Origin of the sequence: Massilia sp. CMS3.1, assembly GCF_051262535.1 — a bacterium.
Lineage (GTDB): Bacteria > Pseudomonadota > Gammaproteobacteria > Burkholderiales > Burkholderiaceae_D > Telluria.
Genome location: NZ_JBIMES010000002.1, coordinates 390351 through 413658, shown reverse-complemented (window position 1 = coordinate 413658; position 23308 = coordinate 390351). Strand labels below are relative to the sequence as shown.

22 protein-coding genes are annotated in these 23308 nt (G+C 62.7%); 12 read left to right on the top strand and 10 right to left on the bottom strand.

Translation table 11 applies throughout. The annotated features are described in order from the left end of the window. Positions 1-3 precede the first annotated feature (3 nt). The 3 genes from ACHAC9_RS05545 to ACHAC9_RS05535 are packed head-to-tail and all read right to left on the bottom strand — an operon-like array spanning position 4 to position 1787. On the bottom strand, positions 4-597 hold the full coding sequence (locus ACHAC9_RS05545) for a DUF2946 family protein (RefSeq protein ID WP_435757940.1): 594 nt from the start codon (positions 595-597) through the stop codon (positions 4-6). Continuing rightward, on the bottom strand, positions 590-1669 hold the full coding sequence (locus ACHAC9_RS05540; protein WP_435757938.1) for a YheT family hydrolase: 1080 nt from the start codon (positions 1667-1669) through the stop codon (positions 590-592). The genes ACHAC9_RS05545 and ACHAC9_RS05540 overlap by 8 nt, the downstream gene beginning before the upstream one ends. Further along, positions 1593-1787, bottom strand: a complete 195-nt coding sequence (locus tag ACHAC9_RS05535; protein WP_435757936.1) for a zinc-finger domain-containing protein — start codon at positions 1785-1787, stop codon at positions 1593-1595. Before ACHAC9_RS05535 ends, ACHAC9_RS05540 begins: the two co-directional genes overlap by 77 nt. Before the next feature lie 173 nt (positions 1788-1960). Here ACHAC9_RS05535 and ACHAC9_RS05530 point away from each other — a divergent pair, with 173 nt between their 5' ends. The 10 genes from ACHAC9_RS05530 (at position 1961) to ACHAC9_RS05485 (ending at position 12311) form a co-directional block, all read left to right on the top strand. Continuing rightward, entirely contained in the window at positions 1961-2710 is a 750-nt protein-coding gene (locus tag ACHAC9_RS05530; protein WP_435757934.1) for an AzlC family ABC transporter permease, read from the top strand. Continuing rightward, the gene (locus ACHAC9_RS05525; protein WP_435757932.1) at positions 2703-3047 is read left to right on the top strand and encodes an AzlD domain-containing protein; all 345 of its coding nucleotides are present in this window, start codon (positions 2703-2705) and stop codon (positions 3045-3047) included. Before ACHAC9_RS05530 ends, ACHAC9_RS05525 begins: the two co-directional genes overlap by 8 nt. Positions 3048-3096: 49 nt before the next feature. Further along, the gene (locus tag ACHAC9_RS05520; protein ID WP_435757931.1) at positions 3097-4302 is read left to right on the top strand and encodes a phosphoglycerate kinase; all 1206 of its coding nucleotides are present in this window, start codon (positions 3097-3099) and stop codon (positions 4300-4302) included. Positions 4303-4364: 62 nt separating this feature from the next. Beyond that, a complete protein-coding gene (gene pyk, locus ACHAC9_RS05515; protein ID WP_435757929.1) occupies positions 4365-5822 on the top strand; it encodes a pyruvate kinase in 1458 nt (485 codons plus the stop codon). A gap of 96 nt (positions 5823-5918) precedes the next feature. Further along, the gene (gene fba, locus ACHAC9_RS05510; RefSeq protein WP_435757927.1) at positions 5919-6983 is read left to right on the top strand and encodes a class II fructose-bisphosphate aldolase; all 1065 of its coding nucleotides are present in this window, start codon (positions 5919-5921) and stop codon (positions 6981-6983) included. Between the two features lie 107 nt (positions 6984-7090). Continuing rightward, a complete protein-coding gene (locus ACHAC9_RS05505; protein ID WP_435757925.1) occupies positions 7091-7987 on the top strand; it encodes a phosphoribosylaminoimidazolesuccinocarboxamide synthase in 897 nt (298 codons plus the stop codon). 1 nt (position 7988) lies between these two features. Continuing rightward, a complete protein-coding gene (gene purE, locus ACHAC9_RS05500; RefSeq protein WP_435757923.1) occupies positions 7989-8498 on the top strand; it encodes a 5-(carboxyamino)imidazole ribonucleotide mutase in 510 nt (169 codons plus the stop codon). A 19-nt stretch (positions 8499-8517) separates the two neighbouring features. Next, on the top strand, positions 8518-9717 hold the full coding sequence (locus ACHAC9_RS05495) for a 5-(carboxyamino)imidazole ribonucleotide synthase (protein WP_435757921.1): 1200 nt from the start codon (positions 8518-8520) through the stop codon (positions 9715-9717). After that, positions 9714-10745: an L-threonylcarbamoyladenylate synthase gene (locus ACHAC9_RS05490; protein WP_435757919.1), complete on the top strand. Its 1032-nt coding sequence runs from the start codon at positions 9714-9716 to the stop codon at positions 10743-10745. Before ACHAC9_RS05495 ends, ACHAC9_RS05490 begins: the two co-directional genes overlap by 4 nt. A 258-nt stretch (positions 10746-11003) precedes the next feature. Then, positions 11004-12311, top strand: coding sequence for an ATP-binding protein (locus ACHAC9_RS05485; protein WP_435757917.1), 1308 nt, complete (start codon positions 11004-11006; stop codon positions 12309-12311). An 8-nt stretch (positions 12312-12319) separates the two neighbouring features. Here ACHAC9_RS05485 and ACHAC9_RS05480 read toward each other — a convergent pair whose 3' ends face one another. The 6 genes from ACHAC9_RS05480 to ACHAC9_RS05455 are packed head-to-tail and all read right to left on the bottom strand — an operon-like array spanning position 12320 to position 18404. Next, positions 12320-12838: a response regulator gene (locus ACHAC9_RS05480; protein ID WP_435757916.1), complete on the bottom strand. Its 519-nt coding sequence runs from the start codon at positions 12836-12838 to the stop codon at positions 12320-12322. After that, positions 12835-14166, bottom strand: a complete 1332-nt coding sequence (locus ACHAC9_RS05475) for an HD domain-containing phosphohydrolase (protein ID WP_435757914.1) — start codon at positions 14164-14166, stop codon at positions 12835-12837. Before ACHAC9_RS05475 ends, ACHAC9_RS05480 begins: the two co-directional genes overlap by 4 nt. Continuing rightward, positions 14163-15620 (bottom strand): ATP-binding protein, encoded by a 1458-nt coding sequence (locus ACHAC9_RS05470; protein WP_435757912.1) that lies wholly within the window; start codon positions 15618-15620, stop codon positions 14163-14165. Before ACHAC9_RS05470 ends, ACHAC9_RS05475 begins: the two co-directional genes overlap by 4 nt. Beyond that, on the bottom strand, positions 15617-16462 hold the full coding sequence (locus ACHAC9_RS05465; RefSeq protein ID WP_435757910.1) for an HDOD domain-containing protein: 846 nt from the start codon (positions 16460-16462) through the stop codon (positions 15617-15619). The genes ACHAC9_RS05470 and ACHAC9_RS05465 overlap by 4 nt, the downstream gene beginning before the upstream one ends. Then, positions 16459-16782, bottom strand: a complete 324-nt coding sequence (locus ACHAC9_RS05460; RefSeq protein ID WP_435757908.1) for a hypothetical protein — start codon at positions 16780-16782, stop codon at positions 16459-16461. The genes ACHAC9_RS05465 and ACHAC9_RS05460 overlap by 4 nt, the downstream gene beginning before the upstream one ends. Beyond that, complete coding sequence (locus tag ACHAC9_RS05455; protein ID WP_435758101.1) at positions 16779-18404, bottom strand: EAL domain-containing protein; 1626 nt, start codon at positions 18402-18404, stop codon at positions 16779-16781. Before ACHAC9_RS05455 ends, ACHAC9_RS05460 begins: the two co-directional genes overlap by 4 nt. Before the next feature lie 461 nt (positions 18405-18865). Here ACHAC9_RS05455 and ACHAC9_RS05450 point away from each other — a divergent pair, with 461 nt between their 5' ends. After that, positions 18866-20221 carry an SGNH/GDSL hydrolase family protein gene (locus tag ACHAC9_RS05450; RefSeq protein WP_435757906.1) on the top strand — a complete coding sequence of 452 codons (1356 nt, stop codon included), beginning with the start codon at positions 18866-18868 and terminating at the stop codon, positions 20219-20221. 80 nt (positions 20222-20301) lie between these two features. Beyond that, complete coding sequence (locus ACHAC9_RS05445) at positions 20302-20982, top strand: OmpW/AlkL family protein (protein ID WP_435757905.1); 681 nt, start codon at positions 20302-20304, stop codon at positions 20980-20982. Between the two features lie 68 nt (positions 20983-21050). On the opposite strand, the gene ACHAC9_RS05440 is transcribed toward ACHAC9_RS05445, so the two are convergent. Continuing rightward, entirely contained in the window at positions 21051-23105 is a 2055-nt protein-coding gene (locus ACHAC9_RS05440) for a putative bifunctional diguanylate cyclase/phosphodiesterase (RefSeq protein ID WP_435757904.1), read from the bottom strand. Positions 23106-23308 lie beyond the last annotated feature (203 nt).

Genomic DNA, 23308 nt, shown 5'->3' with positions numbered 1-23308 from the left:
CTGCTACGCGTCTGGCGCCGGCGTACGCACGAAGCCGAAGCGCTGCGGCAATTCATCGCGCACGAGGCGTTCGGCGGGGATGGTGTTTCCGCGCCAGCGCAGGGTGAATGTGCCCGCGCCGCCATCGAGCCAGCGCATCAGGGCGGCGTCGCCGGCCGGTTTGCCGTCCAGCTCCAAGGCCTCGAACAAGGGTGCGACGTCGCGATCGTCGACCTGGGCGACGATGTCGCCGGCCTGCACGATCACGACCCCGACTTCCGTCAGGTAGAGGCGCTCGATGGTCTCCATGGGCGCGCCGGTCTGCAGCACCAGTCCCAGGGCGGGGTCGGTGCGTGCGATATACGGCGTCGCTTCCAGGTTCACGTACACGCGCTGCGGCCCGTTCTGGAAATACCAGCGGCCGGCGTCGTCATGCCCGTAGTTACGGTTGATGAAGCCGATCAGCGTGGCATTGTTCAGCTTGTCGCCGGGTGCGTCTGCCCGCTGGGCCTCCTCGTCGCGCATGCGCCAATTGCCGCGCGCATCGAGTGCGAGCCAGCCGTAGCAATGCGGCACGTTCGGCCATTTGGCCACTGCCTGTTTTACGATGTCATCCATGGGTGCCAGCTTCGCATAGTTCGGGTGCCTCCGGCGCGCGCGTGATGCCGTCGAAAAAGGAGAGGATGCGGCGCGGCAGCCAGTCGATCCGTCCCGGGAAGGGACCGGCGGGAAAGCCGACATGGCCACCCTCATCCGGATACTCGAGCGTCACCGCCTTCGATGCGCTGCCAGGCAGGTGCTGGCCCGGCAGGAAGGGATCGTTGCGCGCGTTCAGGACCAGGGTCGGCACCGTGATCTCGTGCAGCACGTGGCGGGCGCTGGCGCGGTGCCAGTAGTCGTCGGTGTCGCGGTAGCCGTGCAGCGGTGCGGTGACGACGTTGTCGAAGGCGTACAGGTCGCGCGCGGCGAGCAGGGCCTGGCGGTCGAACAGGTCGGGGAACTGTTCCAGCTTGGCCAGGCATTTCGGTTTCAGGGTCTGCAGGAACATGCGTGTGTAGAGCATGTTGAAACCCGAGGACAGGGCTTCGCCGCCGCGCGCCAGGTCGAGCGGGGCGGAAATCGCGGCGGCGGCCGTGACGAAACCGGCTTTGCTGCCCGATTCGCCGAGCCAGCGCAGCAGGGCGTTACCGCCCAGCGAGACGCCGGCCGCATACAGTGGGCCGGGGGTGCGTGCACGCAGGCGCGCCATGATCCAGTCGACTTCAAGCGAGTCGCCGGAATGGTAGAAGCGCGCTGTGCGGTTCGGTTCGCCCGAGCAGCCGCGAAAATGCGGCACCGCGCCCGACCAGCCGCGCTCGTGGAGCGCCGCCATCAAGCCACGGGCGTAGTGGCTGTTCGACGAACCTTCCAGTCCATGGAACAGCACCACCAGAGGTTGACCGGGCTGGCCGTCGACGAAATCGACGTCCACAAAATCCTCGCCGAGGGTGGGGTGCTGCACTTCCCAACGTTCGCGCCGGTACGCCACCGCTGGTTTTCTGACAACCGTGGCCGGATGGATCGTTTGCAGGTGGCCGCCCGGCAGCCACCATGGGGCGCGGTAGGTCTCCAGATTAGTGGTGCTTGAAGGCCACGCCAGGGGCCAGGCGGTAGCGGGTGCCGCAGTATGGGCACTTGGCTTCGCCGTCATGGTCGAAATCGAGGAAGACGCGCGGGTGCGACGACCAGAGTGTCATGGCCGGGTTCGGGCAGTGGGCCGGCAGATCCTTGGCCTCGAGTTCCACCGCAGGCATCGTCTTGTCAGTCATTCAAATTCTCCGTCACGCAAAGTTGGGCAAAGCAGGATTTTAACGGATAAGAGCGGCGCTTCGGAATGATCGGTAGAATGGCTCCGCCCTACAACACCAATTCCTCGTTTCATGTTGCTCAGCCTCCGCTTGACCTCTCTCGTTCTCTTTTTAGTCTGTTGCAGGAAGGCGACATGAACGCGCCTGATCCTGTCCAGCACACTTCCGCCATCATTGAGCGTCACGATCCGGCCCTCTGGCAGGAAGGACTGCGCACCGGCTTGCCGAGCCTGTTCGGGATCGCGGCCTGGGGCCTGGTGGTGGGCATTGCGATGGTCAAGACCGGGCTGACCCCCTTGCAGGCCTGCGGTATGACACTGCTCGTGTTCGCAGGTTCCGCGCAGCTGGCCTCGCTGCCCCTGATCCTGGCGCATGCCCCGATCTGGGTGATTTTTGCCACCGCCATGGTGGTGAACCTGCGCTTCGTGATTTTTTCTGCCTTGCTCGCGCCCCATTTCACGCACCTGCCATGGCGCCAGCGCCTAATGTACGGCTATATCTCCGGCGACATGACAATAGCGATGTTCCTGCAGCGCTTCCCGACCGCGGTACCGGTGCCGGGCAAGCTGTCCTATTTAAGAGGGCTGGTGCTGCCGAACTGGACGGCGTGGCAGGTCGGTTCGCTGACCGGCATTTTCGTCGGCAGTGCGATTCCGGCCGAATGGGGCCTGGGTTTTGCCGGCACGCTGGCGATCCTGTGCATCACGGTGCCGCTGGTAGCGAACAGTGCCGCCCTGTGCGGCGTGCTGGTCGCCGGTGCGGTCTCGGTGCTGGCCTACGGCTTTCCGTACAAGCTGGGCCTGCTGGCGGCCGTGTTGGCCGGCATGCTGGCGGCGATGGCGACCGAAGCGGTCATTGAAAAACGAAAGGCAGGCCATGGCTGATTGGGAAATCTGGGCCACCATCGTGGCGCTGGCGCTGTCGACGGCGATCACGCGCAGCGGTTTCTGGCTGATCGGGCACAAGGTCGCGATTCCGCCGCGCATCCAGGACATGCTGCGCTATGCGCCGGCCTGCGCGCTGGCGGCGATCATCGGGCCGGACTTGCTGCAGGGCGGCGACGGCCAGGTGCACCTCGAATTGGGTAATCCGAAGCTGCTGGCTGGGCTTGCCGCGCTCGGCTTCTACCTGTGGCGAAGAAACATGCTGCAGACCATCGTGTTTGGCATGCTTGTCTTCACACTGTTGCGGATCATGCACGTTTTTGGTGCTGCTCAATAAGAGGCGTGCGGTAGAATATCGTTTTTTCACTATTCACTGTTGAGCCGACATGGACGCCGTTCTCAGTTTCACCCGCTTGCAAGACCTGATCGATCGCGATGCCTTGAAAGACAAGCGCGTCTTCATTCGCGCCGACCTGAATGTGCCGCAGGATGACAACGGAAACATTACCGAAGACACGCGCATCCGCGCCTCGATCCCCGCGATTCAGGCTGTGTTGAAAGCCGGCGCCGCCGTCATGGTGACCTCGCATCTGGGCCGTCCGACCGAAGGCGCGTTCAAGCCGGAAGACACGCTCGCGCCGGTCGCGGCGCGCCTGTCCGAATTGCTCGGCCAGCCGGTGGAACTCAAGCAGGACTGGATCGATGGCGTCGATGTCGCCCCGGGTCAGGTTGTGCTGCTGGAAAACTGCCGCGTCAACAAGGGCGAAAAGAAGAACGCGGATGACTTGGCCCAGAAGATGGCGAAGCTGTGCGACGTGTACGTGAACGATGCCTTCGGCACTGCGCACCGCGCCGAAGCGACCACCCACGGCATCGCCAAGTTCGCACCAAGCGTCTGCGCCGGCCCCTTGCTGGCCGCGGAACTCGATGCACTGGGCAAAGCCCTCGGCCAGCCGGCGCGTCCGTTGCTGGCAATCGTCGCCGGCTCGAAAGTGTCGAGCAAGCTGTCGATCCTGCAAAGCCTGGCCGGTAAAGTGGACAACCTGATCGTCGGCGGCGGTATCGCCAACACCTTCATGAAGGCCGTCGGCCTGAACATCGGCAAGTCGCTGGTCGAAAACGACCTGGTCAACGAGGCGAAACGGATCATCGACATGATGAGCGCGCGCGGCGCTTCGGTGCCGATTCCTGTGGACGTCGTCTGCGCCAAGGAATTCAGCCCGACTGCAGCGGCCACCGTCAAGGATGTGGCCGATGTCAGCGACGACGACATGATCCTCGATATCGGCCCGAAGACGGCCGCCATGCTCGCCGCGCAGGTCGCCACGGCCGGCACCATCGTCTGGAACGGCCCGGTCGGCGTGTTCGAATTCGACCAGTTCGCCGAAGGCACGAAAACGCTGGCGCTGGCAATCGCCGATTCGAATGGATTCTCGATCGCCGGGGGTGGCGATACGCTGGCGGCAATCGCCAAGTACAACATCGGCGACCGAATTGGCTACATCTCGACCGGCGGCGGCGCCTTCCTCGAGTTCCTCGAAGGCAAAACCTTGCCGGCAGTCGAGATCCTGCTGCAGCGTAATGGCAAATAAGGCCAAGTAATATCCAGCGCAGCCTCCAGGCTGCGCTTCTCTTTTCAAGATCAAGGATTACTATGTATTGCGCCACCAAGATCGTTGCCACCATCGGCCCTGCCTCGAGCGACTTCGACATCCTCGTCAAGATGATCCGCGCCGGCGTCGATGTCGTGCGCTTGAACTTTTCGCATGGCAAGGCCCAGGACCACATCGACCGCGCCATGCTGGTGCGCCGCGCCGCCGAAGCCTGCGGCGTCGAAGTGGCGATCATGGCCGACATGCAGGGTCCGAAGATCCGCGTTGGCAAGTTCGAAGAGGGCAAGATTTCCCTGAACAATGGCGACAGCTTCATCCTCGACGCCAAGTGGGGCGATAACGGCGAGCTGGGTAACCAGGAACGCGTCGGCCTCGACTACAAGGCGCTGCCGCGCGACGTCAGGCCGGGCGACAAGCTGCTCTTGAATGACGGCCTGATCGTGCTGGTGGTCGACAAGGTGGCTGGCCACGAGATCTTCACCACCGTCAAGGTCGGCGGCGAGCTGTCGAACAACAAGGGCATCAACCGCCAGGGTGGCGGCCTGACCGCACCCGCGCTGACCGCGAAGGACATGGAAGACATCAAGACCGCGATGAGCTTCCAGGCCGACTATCTCGCCATTTCCTTCCCGAAAAGCGCGACCGACATGGAAATGGCACGCCAGTTGGCGAATATCGCCGGCGAGCCCTACCACCACAAGCCGCTGATGATCGCCAAGATCGAGCGCGCCGAAGCGATTCCCGTGCTGCAGGAAATCCTCGACGCCTCGGACGGCATCATGGTTGCGCGTGGCGACCTGGCTGTGGAAGTGGGCAACGCCGCCGTGCCGGCGCTGCAAAAGCGCATGATCCGCATGGCACGCGCCTCGAACAAACTGGCGATTACCGCGACCCAGATGATGGAGTCGATGATCGTCAACGCCGTGCCGACCCGCGCCGAAGTCTCGGACGTGGCGAACGCCGTGCTGGACGGCACCGACGCCGTGATGACCTCGGCCGAGACCGCATCGGGCAAGTACCCGATCGAAACCGTCGAGATGATGGCCGCGATTTGCCTGGAAGCGGAACAGTCCGAATACTACAACAAGCTCGATACCGACTTCCTGAACGTGCAGTTCACCCGCATCGACCAGTCGATTGCTTACGGCACGCTGTTCACCGCGCACCACCTGAAGGTGAAAGCCATTGTCGCGCTGACCGAGTCCGGATCGACGGCACTGTGGATGAGCCGTCACAGCATCGACACGCCGATTTTTGCGCTGACCCCGTCACGAACGACGCAGCGCAAGGCCTCTTTGTACCGGAACGTGCGAGCATTCCCTCTGCATCAGGAAGGCGGCAGCCACGCGGTGCTGCGCAAGGCCGAAGAGCTGTTGATCAAGGAGGGCATGGTCAGTCCGGGCGACACCATTGTCGTGACTTGGGGTTCGCCGATGGGCGAGGCCGGCGGCACGAATGCGCTCAAGATCGTGCGCGTCGGCGAGACCTATAAAGAATAAAAGGCTGCTTCGCGTTGTCGAAGTTCCTAAACAGGAGGCAACGGTTTGCGGCCCTCCTTAAACGGTTTTTTTATTTAATTTATCTGGAGTACTACCATGGCACTCGTATCACTGCGTCAATTGCTGGACCATGCTGCTGAAAACGGCTACGGCTTGCCGGCTTTCAACGTCAACAACCTGGAACAGGTGCAGGCCATCATGGCCGCGGCCGACGCCACCAACAGCCCGGTGATCATGCAAGCCTCGGCTGGCGCGCGCAAGTACGCCGGCGAAGCTTTTCTGCGCCACCTGATCGACGCCGCCGTCGAAGCCTATCCGCACATCCCGGTCGTCATGCACCAGGACCACGGCCAGTCGCCCGCCATCTGCATGGGCGCGATCCGTTCGGGTTTCAGCTCGGTCATGATGGACGGTTCGCTGGAAGCCGACGGCAAGTCGGTCGCTTCCTACGAGTACAACGTCGAAGTGTCGCGTGAAGTCGTCAAGTTCGCGCACTCGATCGGCGTGACCGTCGAAGCCGAACTGGGCGTGCTCGGTTCGCTCGAGACGATGATGGGCGACAAGGAAGACGGCCACGGCGCCGACGGCGCCATGACCCGCGAGCAGCTCTTGACCGACGTCGCGCAAGCCGCCGACTTCGTCGCCCGCACCCAGTGCGACGCGCTGGCCATTGCCATCGGCACTTCGCACGGCGCCTATAAATTCACGCGCAAGCCAACCGGGGACATCCTGGCGATCGACCGCATCAAGGAAATTCACCAGCGCATTCCGAACACCCACCTGGTGATGCACGGTTCGTCGTCGGTGCCGCAAGAGCTGCTGGCGATCATCCGCGAATTCGGCGGCGACATGAAGGAAACCTATGGTGTCCCGGTCGAAGAAATCCAGGAAGGCATCAAGCACGGCGTTCGCAAGATCAACATCGACACCGACATCCGCCTGGCGATGACCGCCGCGATCCGCAAGTACCTGTTCCAGAATCCAGGTAAATTCGATCCGCGCGATTACCTCAAGCCTGCGCGCGAAGCGGCGACCGAGATCTGCAAGGCGCGTTATATTTCCTTCGGCTGCGAAGGCATGGCGGCCAAGATCAAGCCGATCCCGCTGGAAAAGATGGCCGAGCGTTACAAGGCCGGCGAGCTGGCCCAGGTCGTCAAGTAAAATAGTGTTTGGAACGGGCTGCTGCGGCAGCCCGGTTTTCTTGTCGGCGGCGAATTGACTCATTTCCCGCCGAGTTCGCTTAGTCCGTTTCCTCTGATAGTCCTCCCATGAACAGCCTCTACACAACCACGATCAAGTCCCTGCCACTGCTGGGTCACGGCAAAGTGCGCGACAACTACGCCGTCGGCGACGACAAGATCCTGATCGTCACCACCGATCGCTTGTCCGCCTTCGACGTCGTCATGAACGAACCGATCCCGGGCAAGGGAATGGTGCTGAACCAGATGAGCGATTTCTGGTTCGAGAAGCTCGGCCACATCGTGCCGAACCATCTCACCGGCGTGGCGCCGGAAAGCGTGGTCGCACCCGATGAAGTCGAGCAGGTGCGCGGCCGCGCGGTCGTCGCCAAGCGCCTGAAACCGATCATGGTCGAAGCCGTCGTGCGCGGATACATTATTGGTTCGGGCTGGAAGGACTATCAGGCGAGCGGATCGATTTGCGGCATCGCGTTGCCGCCGGGCCTGCGTCAGGCCGAGAAGCTGCCGCAGCCGATCTTTACGCCGGCCGCCAAAGCCGACCTCGGCGAGCACGACGAGAACATCTCGTTCGCCGACATGGAGTCGCGCATCGGTCCTGAACTCGCGGCCAGGATGCGCGACATCTCGATCGCCCTGTACAGCGCCGCCTCCGAGTATGCGGCCACGAAGGGCATCATCATCGCCGACACCAAGTTCGAATTCGGGCTCGACGACGACGGCGTGATGCACCTGATGGACGAAGTGCTGACGGCTGACTCCTCGCGCTTCTGGCCTGCGGATTCGTACGCGCCGGGCATGTCGCCGCCCTCGTTCGACAAGCAATTCGTGCGCGACTACCTCGAAACCCTCTCCGACTGGAACAAGACCGCGCCGGCGCCAACGCTGCCGGAAGAGGTGATCACGAGGACCCAGGCCAAGTACTTCGAAGCCATCGAACGCCTGACCGGCGAAAAGCTGAAAGCGTAAGATGACCGATCAAGCAAATGCGGCAAATGCGCCGCTGGTCGGCGTGGTAATGGGTTCCTCGTCGGATTGGGACGTGATGAAGAACGCCGTCGACATCCTGAAGCAGTTCGGCGTGCCGTTCGAAGCGCAGGTCATTTCCGCGCACCGCATGCCGGACGAGATGTTCACGTATGCGGAAACTGCGCGCGCGCGCGGCCTGCGCGCGATCATCGCCGGCGCCGGGGGCGCTGCCCACCTGCCGGGCATGATTGCCGCGAAAACAATCGTGCCGGTGTTAGGGGTTCCGGTGCCGTCGAAATACCTGCGCGGCGAGGACTCGCTATTGTCGATCGTGCAGATGCCCAAGGGCGTGCCGGTCGCGACCTTCGCCATTGGCGAAGCGGGCGCCGCGAATGCCGCGCTCACCGCCGTTGCCATACTGGCCGCGAACGACGATGCCCTGGCCGCGCAACTGGAAGCGTTCCGCGCGGACCAGACCGCCGCCGCCAAGGCGATGATCCTGCCTGTTTGAAGGCGCAGTGAGTAAACCCATGAGTAACGACAGTCATTCGCAGCAAGCGGCATTCCTGCCGGCCGCCAATCCGCCGACCTGGCTCGGTGTGATGGGCGGCGGCCAGCTCGGCCGCATGTTCGCCCACGCCGCCCAGGCGATGGGTTACAAGGTCGCCGTGCTCGAGCCGGCGTCCCGGTGCCCGGCCGGCGAGGTCGCCGAACGCCTGATCAATGCCGACTATACCGACAGCCTTGCGCTGGGCCAGTTGTCCACCCTGTGCGCCGCCGTCACCACCGAATTCGAGAACGTGCCGGCCGACAGCATGAATCTGCTGGCGCAGGGCAGTTTCGTCGCGCCAAACGGCGCCTGCGTGTCGATCGCCCAGGACCGCGTGCTCGAAAAACGCTTCTTTGTCGATTGCGCACCGCGGTCCGGCGTGATGCCGGCGCCGCACAAGGTGATCGCATCAAGCGAGGACATCGACGCCATCGATGATGCGCTGCTGCCCGGCATCCTGAAAACGGTGCGCATGGGTTACGACGGCAAGGGCCAGGTGCGCGTGAAAAGCCGGGAAGACGTGCGCGCGGCTTTTGAGGCCATGAACGGCGTGACCTGCCTGCTCGAGAAAATGCTGCCGCTCGCTTATGAGGTGTCGGTGCTGACGGCCCGTGGCGCGGACGGTGCATCGGTGGTCTATCCGATCGCCGAGAACGTGCACCGCGACGGCATCCTGTTCACGACCACGGTGCCGGGGCCAAATTTCTCCGAAGAGTGCGCGCAGCGTGCCCAGGATGCGGCGCGCGCCATCGTCGCCCAGCTCGGTTATGTAGGTGTGCTGTGCATCGAATTCTTCGTGCTTGAAGATGGCACGCTGGTCGTCAACGAAATGGCGCCGCGTCCGCATAACAGCGGGCATTACACGATGGATGCCTGCGTCACCAGCCAGTTCGCCCAGCAAGTGCGGGCGATGGCGCGCTTGCCGCTGGGAGATTGTCGTCAGCATTCGCCGGCTGTGATGCTCAATATCCTGGGCGATGTCTGGTTCGATGGCGACACGGTGCGCGAGCCAAGCTGGGACCGCGTACTGGCGCTGCCGGGCGCTTTCCTGCACCTGTACGGCAAGGACGATGCGCGCCGTGGGCGCAAGATGGGTCACGTGACCTTCGTGGCGCCGACCTTGCAAGAGGCGCAGGAACAATTGCTGGCCGCCTGCGCCATCCTGGGGATCGCGCCGTGAGTGTGCAGGAACTTGACCAGGCCGCCATCGATGCGGCCGCGCGTGCATTGGAGGCGGGACAACTCGTCGCGTTTCCGACCGAAACCGTCTACGGCCTGGGTGCCGACGCCGAAAATCCGGCCGCAGTAAGCGCCATTTATGCCGCCAAGGGCCGTCCGCAAGACCATCCGGTGATCGTGCACCTGGCGCCGGACGCCGATATGGCGCATTGGGCCTGCGAGATTCCTCCCGAAGCGCATGCGCTGGCCGAGGCCTTCTGGCCCGGTCCGTTGACGATGATTTTAAAGCGCGCGCCGAACATTCCGGACGCGGTCAGCGGCGGCCAGGACACGGTCGGCCTGCGTTGTCCCTCGCATCCGGTCGCGATCGCCTTGCTGCGCGCCTTCAAAGGCGGGCAGGGCGGGGTGGCGGCGCCATCTGCCAACAAATTCGGTCACGTCAGCCCGACGCTGGCGCAGCACGTGCGCGACGAATTCGGCGCAGATGGCTCGGTTGCCACGGTGCTCGATGGCGGCGCTTCGCAGGTGGGCATCGAGTCGACGATTGTCGACCTGTCGCGCCTGGCCACCCATGGCCCGGTGCTGCTGCGGCCCGGTCACGTGAGCGCGCAAGCGATTGCGGCCGTGATCGACCGCTTACCCGCCGCGCCGGACGTGGCCGCGCCGCGCGCTTCGGGCACGCTCGAATCGCATTACGCGCCGCACACGCCGGTGGCGATGCAGGACACCGGGACGCTGGCGCAGACGCTGGCGCGGATGCGGGACGCCGGGCGCAAGGTGGCGCTGATTCATTATTCCGAGTTGCCGGCCGCGCATGCGGCCACCCGCCTGCCGGCCACGCCGGAAGGGTTTGCGCATGCGCTGTACGCAGCCTTGCGCGCGATGGACGGGTACGGTGCCGACGTGATCCTGGTCGAGGCGCCACCGCAAGAGGGCGCCTGGCTGGGCGTGAACGACCGCCTGCGCCGCGCCGCGCATGGCTCGACCGGGATCGTGCACGGATTGCTCAACCACGAGGCAGGCCTTTGAGCGATGTAAGCCGACGCCAGGACCGGCCTGCCGGAGCGCTCGGATGCCGAGCGTTGTCTCCAGCGATCCGCCTGCCGCGCTAATCGATTTCACTTACGCCATTATTTCCCTTCGAACTGGAAAATCATCGCGTTTATCTTATGTGGCTCGCAATCTGTCTTATGTGGCGCGCATCTTCGTGGACTCAGGCGCGGAGAGCGTTCATAATTGCTTGCAGCAAGGCAGGCATACGTTTCGCGACCACATGAGGTTCGCCCTATGCAATTTGAAGAGTTCGAATTTTTTTCTTCCGACGCGTCCGGCGGGGCGCCAGCACCGGCCCATGAGGCCTCGCCTTTGGTCAGACTGCAGTATCTGATTGACAATACGCCAGCCATCATCTATTGCACCGTTCCCAGCGGCGATTTCAAGATGACGTTTGTCAGCAACAACGCCCGCAATGTGCTTGGATACCGTCCCGAGGAGATGCTGGCCGACCCCAATTTCTGGTTCGACCACATTCACCCGGACGACGCGCCCACCATATTTTCCAGCCTGGCCAAGGTGTTTACCGAGGGCCAGCGGGCCTATGAATATCGCTTCCGCATCCATGACGGTACCTATCTCTGGATGCACGATTCGCTCAGGCTGATCCGCGATGAGCACGGCGCCCCGCTCGAAGTGATTGGCGCGCTGACCGACATTACCGAGCGCAAGCATATGGAGGAAACGCTCAAGGCGCGCGGCATCGAGCAGCGCCGGCTGATCGGCGAGCTGCGCAGCGCTCATGAGCAGCTGCAGCAATCCGAGAAAATGGCCTCGATCGGTCAACTCGCCGCTGGCATCGCGCACGAGATCAACAATCCGGTCGGCTTCGTCAATTCGAACATGGGTTCGCTCAAAAATTACGTCAGCACCCTGCTTGACGTGATTGACGGCTACGAACTTGCGGCCACTGCGCACCCGGTGCTGGCCACCCAGATGGCGTCACTGCATGCGCAGACCGACCTCGCGTTCATCAAAGAAGACATCAACGACCTGATACGCGAATCGATGGACGGTCTCAAACGTGTCAGGGATATTGTCCAGGCGCTCAAGGATTTTTCGCACGTTGGCGCGAGCGAGTGGCAAGTTGCTGACTTACACCATGGGCTCGACAGCACGCTCAATATCGTCGCCAATGAGATCAAGTACAAGGCGCGTGTCGAGAAACAGTACGGTGACCTGCCGCCCGTAATTTGCCTGGCCTCGCAGCTGAACCAGGTTTTCATGAATTTACTGGTCAACGCCGCTCATGCACTGGGCGAGCAAGGGGTGATCCGCCTGCGTACCGGTGCGGCCGACGGCTGGGTGTGGGTAGAGATCAGTGACAACGGCAGCGGCATCCCGGCGGAAAACCTCAAGCGGATCTTCGAGCCGTTTTTTACGACCAAGCCGGTTGGCAGCGGTACAGGCTTGGGGCTTTCCTTATCCTACGGCATCGTCAAGCGCCACGGTGGCCGCATCGACGTCGCGTCGGTGGTCGGCAAGGGCACCCGCTTCACCGTCCATCTTCCGCTCGAACCGCCGCTGCCGGCAAAAGGCTGAACCGGCGATCAGAGGATGATCGAGCCATTCGCATCGCGCCGTACTTTCAGCAGGCCTGGCTCTTCGGCTTCAAGCCGTTCGGCTTCGAGTTCCTGCGCCGTCGGCACGGAAGGCAAGGCTGCCTGACCTCTTGCCTCAAGCAGCGCAGTTCGCAGCTCAAGCCCCAGGCGCACGCTCTCGGCCAGCTCGTCGGCGCCCCATGGCTTGCGCAGAAAGCGAAACGCCTGGGCTTCATTAATCGCGCTAAGCACGGTGTCGAACGCCGATGAGCCGCTCAGCATGATGCGCACCGTGTCGGGTGCCACCTCCGAAAGCGCCTTGAGCAGCTCACCCCCGCTCAGCCGGGGCATCATATAGTCGCAAATAACGAGGTCAAAGTCGCACGTGCAAATGCGGCCAAGCGCATCGAACGGATCGGTAAAACTTTCAATCTGTGGCCGTGTGGTGCCGGACCATTGCTGCACCAGCTCGCGCTGCAAGGCGCTCAGAATATAGGGATCGTCGTCGATCAGTAATATTTTACTCACTTGGCCCCCTTTGGATTGCGTACCCGGACGGTAAGCCGCCGGCCGCTCTTTTCCTCGAAATCCCGCACTTGTTCGATGATGCGTGCGTCCAGCACATGGTCGGCCGACAGCAGCATGAGGCCGTCGCGGCTGACCAGGTCGCGTGCAAGCACCATGCCCGGCAACAGCTCACCCGATAGTAGCTCGACTCCGCCCTTATCGGTACCGTCGCCATTATCGACAATTTGTCGGAACGCCGTTACGACGTTCGGATCGTAACGGGTCCCGCTCGCGCCGACGATCAGCGACCTGGCCTCGTCAGCGCGCAGATGACGTTGTACCGTTACCCCTTGCTGCAGGTTGTAGTAGTCGGCCGCCAGCGCCAGAATGCGCGCGCCAATGGGAATTGCCAGCCCGGCAGCGCCATCCGGGAAGCCGGTGCCATCGAATCGCTCATTCTGGCCGCGCAGGATGGCCGCGCTGCCGCGCAGCTCCTCGAGCGGCATCAGTAATTCCGCGGCGCGCAGCGGATGCTTGCGAAACTGTCCCAGGGCATCGCCATGCAGCAGCGTTAGCGGCGTGCTCAAGAGGGTATCGCTGAAGCCGATCTTGCCGATATCGTGAAGCAGCGCTGCAATAAACACATCCTGGACATCACGGGCGGCCAAGTCGAGCTTGACGGCGATCTGGCGCGCCATGTTTGCCACCAGGCGCGCGTGGCCGGGCTGGTTGTGCGCGCGCAGTTCGATCATGCTGGAAAAAATCTTGATCGTGGTGATGAAGTTCTGCTTGAGTTTGTTGTTGGCCGCTACCGTTGCCTCATGCTCTGCCTTGAGCTGGGCCGTGCGTGCCTCGACTTTCGCCTCCAGGCTCTGGTTCAGTGCTTTCAGCTCGTCATTCTGGCGCGCCGTCAGCACCTCAAGGCGCCGCTTGTCCAGTTCAAGCTGGCGCCGTTCCAATCCGTCCCGCACCAGCAGAACGATGTCGTGATCGTCCCAGGGCTTGTTGACGTAGCGGTAAATCTCGCCACAATTAATGGCGTCCTGGATAGATTGGACGTCCGAGTAGCCTGTCAGCAGTATGCGCACGGTATCGGGCCAACGCGCGCGCACTTGTGCCAGAAAGCGGGCGCCGTCCATTTCCGGCATCCGCATGTCGGAAATGACCAGGTCGATCGCTTCGCGCTCGAGAATTTCCAGGCCGGATGCGCCGCTGGTCGCCGTGAGCACCCGGTAACCGTTGCCGTGGAACAGGCGCCGCAGTGACGACAGAATGTTGGGCTCGTCGTCGATCAACAGCAGCGTGGGAACCACGACTGCAGCCTGCGCCGAAATGAGCGCCGGGTTCACGATTGCACCTCGTTTACGGCCGTTTGCTGGTAGATCGGCAGGCGTACGCGGAAACAGCTGCCTTGGCCAGGTTCGGACTTGACGTCAATGCATCCGCCGTGTTTTTGTACGATGCCGTACGACACCGACAAGCCCAGGCCAGTACCCTTGCCGACCGCCTTGGTGGTGAAAAAAGGATCGAAAATGCGCGACAGGATGTCGGGTGCGATGCCGCAACCGTTGTCGGCGACTTCGATCCAGACGTGCTCGTCGTCGTCCTGGCCGGTTGTCACCGTAATACGTCCGCGCTCGGCACCGAGGGCGTGCGCCGCGTTGACGACCAGGTTCATCACGACCTGGTTGATCTGTACCGGCAGGCACTGGATGTCAGGAATGTCGGCGTACTGTTTGACCACATCCGCTTTGTACTTGACCTCGTTGGCCACGATGTTAAGCGTTGAATCGATGCCCTGCCGGATATTTGCCCAAACCCATCCCAGGTTGGCATCCACGCGCGAAAAATCTTTCAGGTCCTGAACAATGTGGCGCACGCGCACGATGCCTTCGCGCGACTCGGCCATCAGCGCGGGAATATCCTGGCGCAGGAAGTCCAGGTCCATCTGTTCGCGCAGGACGCGCAGCTTCTCTGGCGCGGGCATCTGCGCCTCGGCTTGCTGGTAAGCGTCGAACATCGTGAACAGCTGGTCAAAATAACTTTGCAATGTGGTGAAGTTGCTGAATATATAACCGATCGGATTGTTGATTTCATGCGCGACACCGGCCGCCAGTTGACCGATTGAAGCGAGTTTGTCGGCCTGCACCAGTTGTTGCTGAGCATGTGACAATTGCTGATTGAGTTCGGTAAGCTCCAGGTTGCTGCGACGCAGCTCGGCCTCGGTCGAATGACGCTGGCGGATGTCTTCCTGCAACCGTTCGTTCATCTCGGCCAGTTGCGCGGTACGCTGCTCGACAAGTGTGCCCAGGTTGTCATACGCGCGACGCAGTGCATTTTCAGCTAGCCTGCGCTCGGTAACGTCGCGCAGCGTCTCGATGGCACCCACCACGCGGCCCCCATGGTCACGCAGTGGAGCGGCAGTGAAGTGCAGCCAGTGGCCGCAGGCGCCAATGCTCGGAAAGAAATCCTCGGCCTCGTAGGCGCCAGGAATCTGTGCCGAGCGTTGCCACTTGCCCGGGTACTGGTGCTCGATCTGATCGGTCAGCCCGGCGACGATCAAATCGGCCAGCAATGGACGCTGTTGCTGGTAGAACGGACGCCAGTGCTGGTCGGTGCCGACCATATCCTCCTTGTTCCAACCCAAGAGATGTTCGCAGGCGCGGTTCCAGTGTGTAATAACGTGCTCGGTGTTAATGGCGAACGTCGGCACCGGATTGCCGTCAAAAAATTCCGATACGGCGATGTTGGCGTTTGTCGCTGTCGTCGGCAGCGGGGCGGGGGCGGGGGGGGAGACGGTCATGGGGTCAGGATCTGGCACAGATCACGGTGAAGGTGTTCGGTTTCGCTGAACAGGCTGTCCCAGTCCTTGTCGCCGCGGTCCAGGGCGCGCCACATGGCCAATGACAGCGGCGGCGCCTGGTCGTTTTGTTGACCACTCAAGTCGAGCGCATGGGCCAGCACATTGGCGGCCATGATCACCGTCGTCAGGTCGCTTGGCGCGCTACAGTCGTCTGCGAGTTGCTCATGATGGCCGGCTACCGCCACGCATATCTGCTGCGGAAACTTCCAGTGGGCGGCAAGGGCGGCGCCGACGGCGGCATGGCTAGTGCCGAACACGGCTTCCTCTGCAGGCGAGATCGTGCAGTCGTGCTGGCCCTGCCAGGCCATGACCTTTTCGTAATCAACCGAGAAATGGGTGACCAGCACGAGGGTGCCGAGGTCGTGCAACAGGCCGGCTGTGAACGCGGTCTCCGGATTGACCTCAAAGCGCGGTGCCAGAATCCGCGCGCACGCCGCGCTGGCAATCGCGTGGCGCCAGAACCGTTCGAAGTCGAACCCGGCTACGGAGCACGGCGCGAAGCTGGCCTTTACCGAGCAGGCTGTCACCAGCGTACGGATGCTGTGAAAGCCCAGCACCGCAATGGCTTGGGTGATGGACGTTACCTTCGACTGCAGTCCGTAGAAAGAGGAATTCGCCAAGCGCAGCGTCTTGGCCGTGAGTGCCTGGTCGAGGGCGATCTTGGCCGCCAGTGCGTGCGTGTCGAGGTCCTCCTGCTCCATTGTCATCAGTAGTTCAGCCACCACGGCCGGCAGCGAAGGCAGGTCGCGAACGCGCTTGATGACATCGTCAGCACTGGTCATGCGCTCTCCCGGCTGTAGTAGGCGCGCAACTGAGCCAGCAGCAACATGCAGCCGGCCTCGCTTCTATGGCGGAACAGCCATTCGAGCCGCTGCAGACGACACTCGCGCTCGCGCGCCAGCTCGGCGGGATCAGGGCCGTCGGCACTCCAGACCAGGCAGCGCTCCACACCGCGCCGGCGCAGGGAGGCGAGCATGCCCGTGGTCAGCGTGGCGTCCTGCGGTACCAGCACAGCGCCGTGGTCGTCGAGCAGGGCGGCAGCCAGGGCCATGCCGGCAATCGCCTGGTCGAGGCCAATTTCGCTGGATTTGGGCAAGCTCACGGCGGCCCTGCCATGCCAAGCGTAATAAGACTGCCACGCGAGGTCGAGTGCTCGCCCATGGGATATTCCACCACGGCATAACGCCTGCCGTCGATCTCGGCCAAATGCGTGTGGCTGGCGTGGTGCCCGCCGCCCATGGCCATCGCGCCGCAGCGAGCGTGGCTGCTTGACACAAACAACGCGGGCAACACGCTGGCAGCCTCGTTACCAAGCAGTTCGGCGCCGTGGCCGAACAGGCGTTCGGCCGCGCCGTTAATGAATACGATCACACCGGCATCGTCCAGCCCGATGACCGGCAGCGGCAGATGCTGCAGCAACTCACGCGCGATATTCAAGCTGATTTCGTCGCGGCTTATCTGGTGCTGCTTTTCGGTCAGGAGCTGCTCCATGCGACGGTTGGCCTCTGCCAGCTCCTGGTTGGCTGTGCGCACCTCGAGGTTCAGGCGCAGATTTTCGTCGGCGATCTCCTTGACCCGGAACGCCTCGGCGATATGGGCGCGCAGCTGCTCGTCGTCCCACGGCTTGGTCAGGAACTTGTAGATCGCACCTTCGTTGACGGCATCGGTGACCGATTGCAGCTCGGTATAGCCAGACAGCATGATGCGGATCGTTTCCGGATACTGCTGCCTGGCTTTGCGCAGAAAATCGGCGCCCACCATGCCCGGCATGCGCTGGTCCGAGACGATGACGTCTACCGGATGCTCCGCCAGCAAGGCCAGCCCTTCCTGGCCGTTACCGGCAGTGTAGATCTGATACTGCTCGCCGCGCAGCAGACGCTTGAGCGCAGCCAGGATATTCGGCTCGTCGTCGACCAACAGCAGCCGGCGCAGAGGCTTGCGCATGCGTAGCAGGTGCGGCGGTAGCGCGCGCCGCTCTGCCAGGAACCCATCGACCTGCTCCGGCGTGAGCGGCAGGGAGAAGAACGGACCCTGGATGTGGTCGCACATGTTTCGGCGCAGGAAATCACATTGAGCTTCCGTGCTGACGCCTTCGGCCACGACAAGCATGCCAAGATGGTGAGCAACCGCGATGATGCTGCGGCACATGGCTGCATCACTACTGTCGGTATCGACGTTGCGAACGACATGCGCGTCGATCTTGATGGCATCGAACGGATAGCGTTTCAGGTTGCTGAGCGAGGCATGGCCAGCGCCGAAGTCGTCGAGCGTCAGGTGCAGACCGCGTGCGCCAAAACCTGCCAGCAGCGCATCGCAGTCTGGACCGGCCCGGGTCAGCGCTGCCTCCGTGATCTCCAGCGACAGCATGGACGGCGCGATCCGGGATGCCTGCAGTTGCCCGGCGACGGCGATCCCGAAGCCGGGATCGCAGAATTGGCTTGGAGCCACATTGATCGCCACCTTCAGTCCCGCCCGTTCCTGGTCGCTCCAGCGCCGGGTATCCTGGCATGCGCGCTCAAGTACCCAGTGACCGACAGCACCGGTCCTCCCGACCGCATCAGCCAATGCGAAAATCTGCATTGCGTCCAGCATCCCATGGACAGGGTGAGGCCAGCACAGGACCGCTTCGAGGCTGCACACGGCCCCACTCTGCAGGTTGGCGAGCGGCTGATACAGCAAGGAAAGCGAATTCTCTGCAATGGCGGAATCGAGCGCAGCCCTGATGCCGTCAATGTCCCATGTGCGAAGCAGAGCCAGTGCGTGGCCGGCGTGATCGGGTGCAGGCGGGGGAGGAAGACTGTGCGATAAACGCTCGGCTGATATCATCGCGACCAGTCAAAAGGTTGAAAAATCTTAAAAAATCCGATTTTTTACCTCATTGATTGTACATCCCCTATGTTGGCGCAACATGCCTTGCCCAAATTTTTCCCGCGACTTGAACAGCGGCCACGCAGCGACCGATACCCTGGCGCCATGTCTTCGCCCCATTCGCTGTCGCGCGATTACATTCAGCCAAGCTTGTTATAGTTTGAAACTGTTGTTACCCTGAAACTGCCAGTCGTTTGAATGACATCGCGCCAGTAAAATTTCTAAAGAAACGAAAAAAACACTGGAATGTAAGTTCCGGGTCATGAATAGCACGGCCGCTTTTTCAAATAAGATATCCATTCCTATCAGGAGACACAATGCGTCAAATGAATTTCGCGCTCGCGCTGCTGACCGCAGCGACGCTGGCTGCATGCGGCGGCACCGGCAGCAGCGGTGGCGATCAAACGCACAAGGTTGCGTTCACCCAGCAAGTCACCTTCGGCGACAGCCTGTCGGACGTCGGCACCTATAACGTCGGCGCCATCACGGCCGCCGGCGGCGGCAAGTACACCATCAACGGCGACAACACGAGCGCGAACGCCGCCTACACCGGCCTGAACTGGACTGAAGTGCTGGCCGCGGAACTGAACCTGCCCAAGCCATGCGCCGCCCAGACCGGCCTGCTCGGCGCGGACAACGCCAGCCCGGCGCTCGACTTCAATGTCGCGATCGTCAACAACGCCAATTGTTTCAACTACGCACAGGGCGGCGCCCGCGTGAGCGATCCGATCGGCTCCGGCAACCGTGCCGTGAACCCGCAACTGGGCCAGATGACCCTGCCGGTCGTGAGCCAGGTCGCGAACCATTTGGCCAAGACCGGCGGCAAGTTCAAGGGCACCGAACTGGTCACCATCATGGCCGGCGGTAACGACGTCCTGATGCTGCTCGGCCAGCTGAGCAGCGGCGCCACGGTCGCCGGCACCCGCGCCGGCCAGACCGCATTCCCGACCCTGCTGATCGGTGGACTGGTTGCCACCGTGCCGGCCGCCAACCAGGCTATTGCCCAGCAGCGCATCGGCCTGGCAGTCCAGAACGCAGCGGCCGCAGGGGGCAGTCAGCAGGCTATCGCCGGCGCGGCCGCGATGGCAGCGATCCAGCTCGGCGCACCGCAAGACGTAGCGCTGGCCGCCGCCGCCAAGGCCGGTACCGACGCGCAAGCGGCCGGCGCCAAGGCAGGCGCCGACTACGCCGCCCAGCAAGGTCCGCTGATGGTCGCTGCAATGGGCAAGGCCGGCGTCGAACTGGCCGCCATCGTCAAGACCGAGCTGGTCGCCAAGGGCGCGAACTATGTGATCGTCAACAACCTGCCGGATGTTGCCAGCACCCCGTCGGGCAAGAAACAGAGCGTGGAGATCCAGGCGCTGATCAAGGCCATGGTCGACACCTTCAACGCACAGCTGAAGGCTGGCCTCGGCGACGACGCGCGCATCGCCTACGTCGACCTGTTCACGATCAGCCGCGACCAGGTGACCAATCCTGCGCCTTACGGCCTGACCAACACCGCGGTTCCGGCCTGCACCACCGAGTCTTCGCTCACCTGCACCAAGAGCACGCTGTCGGGTCCGGACGTGAGCCACTACATGTTCGCCGACGACATCCACCCGACTCCGTACGAGTACTGGCTGGTCGCGCGCTATGTCTTGTCAGACATGGCCAAAAAGGGCTGGCTGTAATCCTTATAAAAAATTGCTCGGCTGTACCGGCCTGCGGGCAGGCCGGTACAGCCGGTCGTCACAAGAATTCAGGAGAAAGTATGAAAGTACGTATGAATAGCGTCGCCAGGACCTTGATCGCCAGCGCCGCGCTGGCGTGCGCCGCGAGTGCATCGGCACAGTCGGCCGGCCAGTTTACGGCAAAGTTCGGCTTCAACCAGCTGACCCCGAAGGTCGACAGCGGCAACGTCTCCGCGCCGGCCCTGCCGTTCACCAAGGCCGATGTCGAGCGTGACATCCAGCCGGTGGTGATCATTGCCTACGGCCTGACCGACAACATCTCGCTCGAAGGCGCGCTCGGCACGCCGTACAAACACAAGATCATTGGTGCAGGTTCGATCGCCGGCACCGGCCAACTGGGTACGGTCGAGGCGCTGCCGCCGACCCTGTTTGCGCAGTACCGCTTCTTCGCGCCGACGGCCACCTTCCGTCCGTTCGTCGGCGTCGGTGCCACCTACGCCTTCTTCATGAAGGAACGCGGTTCGGGCGTATTGACCGCGTTGACCAACCCAGGCGGCCCGGCAACGACCTTCGAGATCGACAACAAGTTCACCTACACGGCTCAGCTCGGTGTGGCGATGAACTTCAGCGAGCGCTGGTTCGCCGACGTGACCGTCAACAAGAGCCGCGTGCGCACCGACGTGCACTTTTCGACCGGCCAGACCCAGCACATGAAGCTGGACCCGGTTGCCGTGGTGCTGGCGGTCGGCTACAAGTTTTAATACACTGCCTGCAGTGCGCGAAAAACCGGCGGGGCGCAGGCCCGGCCGGTTTTTTTTCGTCTCCGCATCTAATGCAATACTGCCGCATAAGCCGCGAAATGCTCGCCGCTCAATGCGCGTTCATAGAGAAAACCCTGGTAGACGAAGCAGCCGGCTTCGGACAGCCACTCGCGCTGGCCCTGGGTTTCGACGCCCTCGGCAATCACTTGCAGCCCCAGGCTGCCGCCGAGCGCGATGATCGAGCGCACGATCGAGGCGTCGTTGCGGTCGGTGAGCACGTCGCGCATGAAGGAATAATCGATTTTCAGCTGGTCGAGCGGCAGCTTGCGCAGGTAGGCCAGCGACGAGTAGCCGGTGCCGAAGTCGTCGAGCGAGAACGTGATGCCGAGGCGGCGCAGCGTTTCCATGGTCTCGACCGTGTGCGCGAAATCGGTCACCACCAGGGTCTCGGTCAGCTCGAATTTCAAACCGTGCGGATCGACGCCGGTGGCGGCCAGGATTTCCTGGGTCATGGCGACGAAATCGGGTTCGACGAACTGGCGCGCGCTCACATTCACCGACAGCGACAAGTGCTTCGTCACCGGATTACGCTGCCAGGCCGCCAGTTCGTTGCAGGCGGTGGCCAGCACCCAGCGGCCGATCTCGACGATCAGGCTGGTTTCCTCGGCTTGCTTGATGAAGTCGGTCGGATACAGGATTTCGCCGTTCGGCTGGCGCCAGCGCAGGAGCGCCTCGGCGCCGATCACGCGGCTGGCTTCGTCCAGTTGCGGCTGGTAGTTGAGCATGAATTCATGATTGCGCAGCGCCCGCCGCAACCCGTTTTCCAGTTCCGAACGGGCGTTCCACTTGGCCTGCATGTCGGGATCGAAAAAGCGGAAGGTATTCCGGCCGGCCGCCTTGGCCTGGTACATCGCCGTGTCGGCCTGCTTCAGGGCCGACTCCACCGTATCGAGCGCGCCGCTGATCATCGTCACGCCGACGCTGGTCGACACCGCATATGCGAAGTCGGCCAGCTGGAACGGCGTGCGCATGGCAGCAACCACCTTGGCCGCCACGGTTTCGGCCTGGTGCGCCGCCGCCTCTAGCGTGTCTTCCTCGGGCTGGACCAGGATGACGAACTCGTCGCCGCCGATGCGCGCGACCATGTCGGCTTCGCGCACGCTGTGCTCGAGGCGCCGCGCGACTGCCTGCAGCAGCATGTCGCCGGCCGCGTGGCCGTGCGTATCGTTGAGCGTCTTGAAGTTGTCGAGGTCGAGGAACATCAGGGCCCCGATCTTGCGCGAGCGCGCGCTGCCGAGCAGGGCGCGCCGCAGGTGGTCGAGCAGGCTGGCGCGGTTCGGCAACTCGGTCAGCGCGTCGAAATAGGCCAGGCGATGGATGCGCGCTTCGTTGTTCTTGCGCTCGCTGATGTCGGTGCTGATCACCAGGATCTTCTGCGGCACGCCTGACGCCGGGTCGGCCGGCACCACGGTCCAGCGGGTGTCGGCCTGCAGTTGCGTGCCGTCGCGCCGGTGCTGCAGCAGTTCGCCGACCCATTCGCCTTCGTCGAGCGCCGTCTTGTAGGCCTCGCTATAGGCCGCGTGGTTGTCGCACAGCATGTCGCACATGCGCTGTCCGATGGCCTGGGCCGCGTCCCAGCCATAGAGCCGCTCGGCGCCCTTGTTCCAGTAGATGATGCGCGAACCCGTGTCCATCACGAAGATCGCATCGCGCGCCTGGTCCAGCAGCGCCGCCTGTTCCTGCACCAGCAGGTCGGCGCGCCGCAGTACCGTGATGTCGGCAACGAAGCCTTCGAGCGCCTCGACATTGCCGTGTTCGTCGAAGACGGCCGAACCCTGCTCCCAGGCCCAGCGCAGCTTGCCGGACGCGGTCGTGATTCTGTAACTTAACTGGAAAGGACGACGTTCGCGGATCGCCGCATTGGTGTCGTCGACCACCCTGGCGCGGTCGTCGGGGTGGATCAGGCTGGCATACGACATCGCGTGCTCGCCAGTGAAGGCGGACGGCGGATAGCCGGTGAGCTTCTCGACCCCGGCGCTGAGGAAGATCATGGTCCAGCTGGGGTCGTTCACGCAGCGGTAGACGACACCCGGCAAATTGCTCAGCAATAGATCAAGCGACAACGCCGACGCATCGTGTGATCGCAAATTCGTCAATACTGGTTGGCCAGATGAGGGCATGTTCCTGCACTTGAGATAGGTGGAACACTAGCGGGACAACGTGTGATCTAGCACACATGGTAACGCGAAATATGCGTCGATTCGTTACTGTAAAGACAATTTATTTGAGTTGATGGCAAATCGATACGCTCAGCTAAGCTTTAACC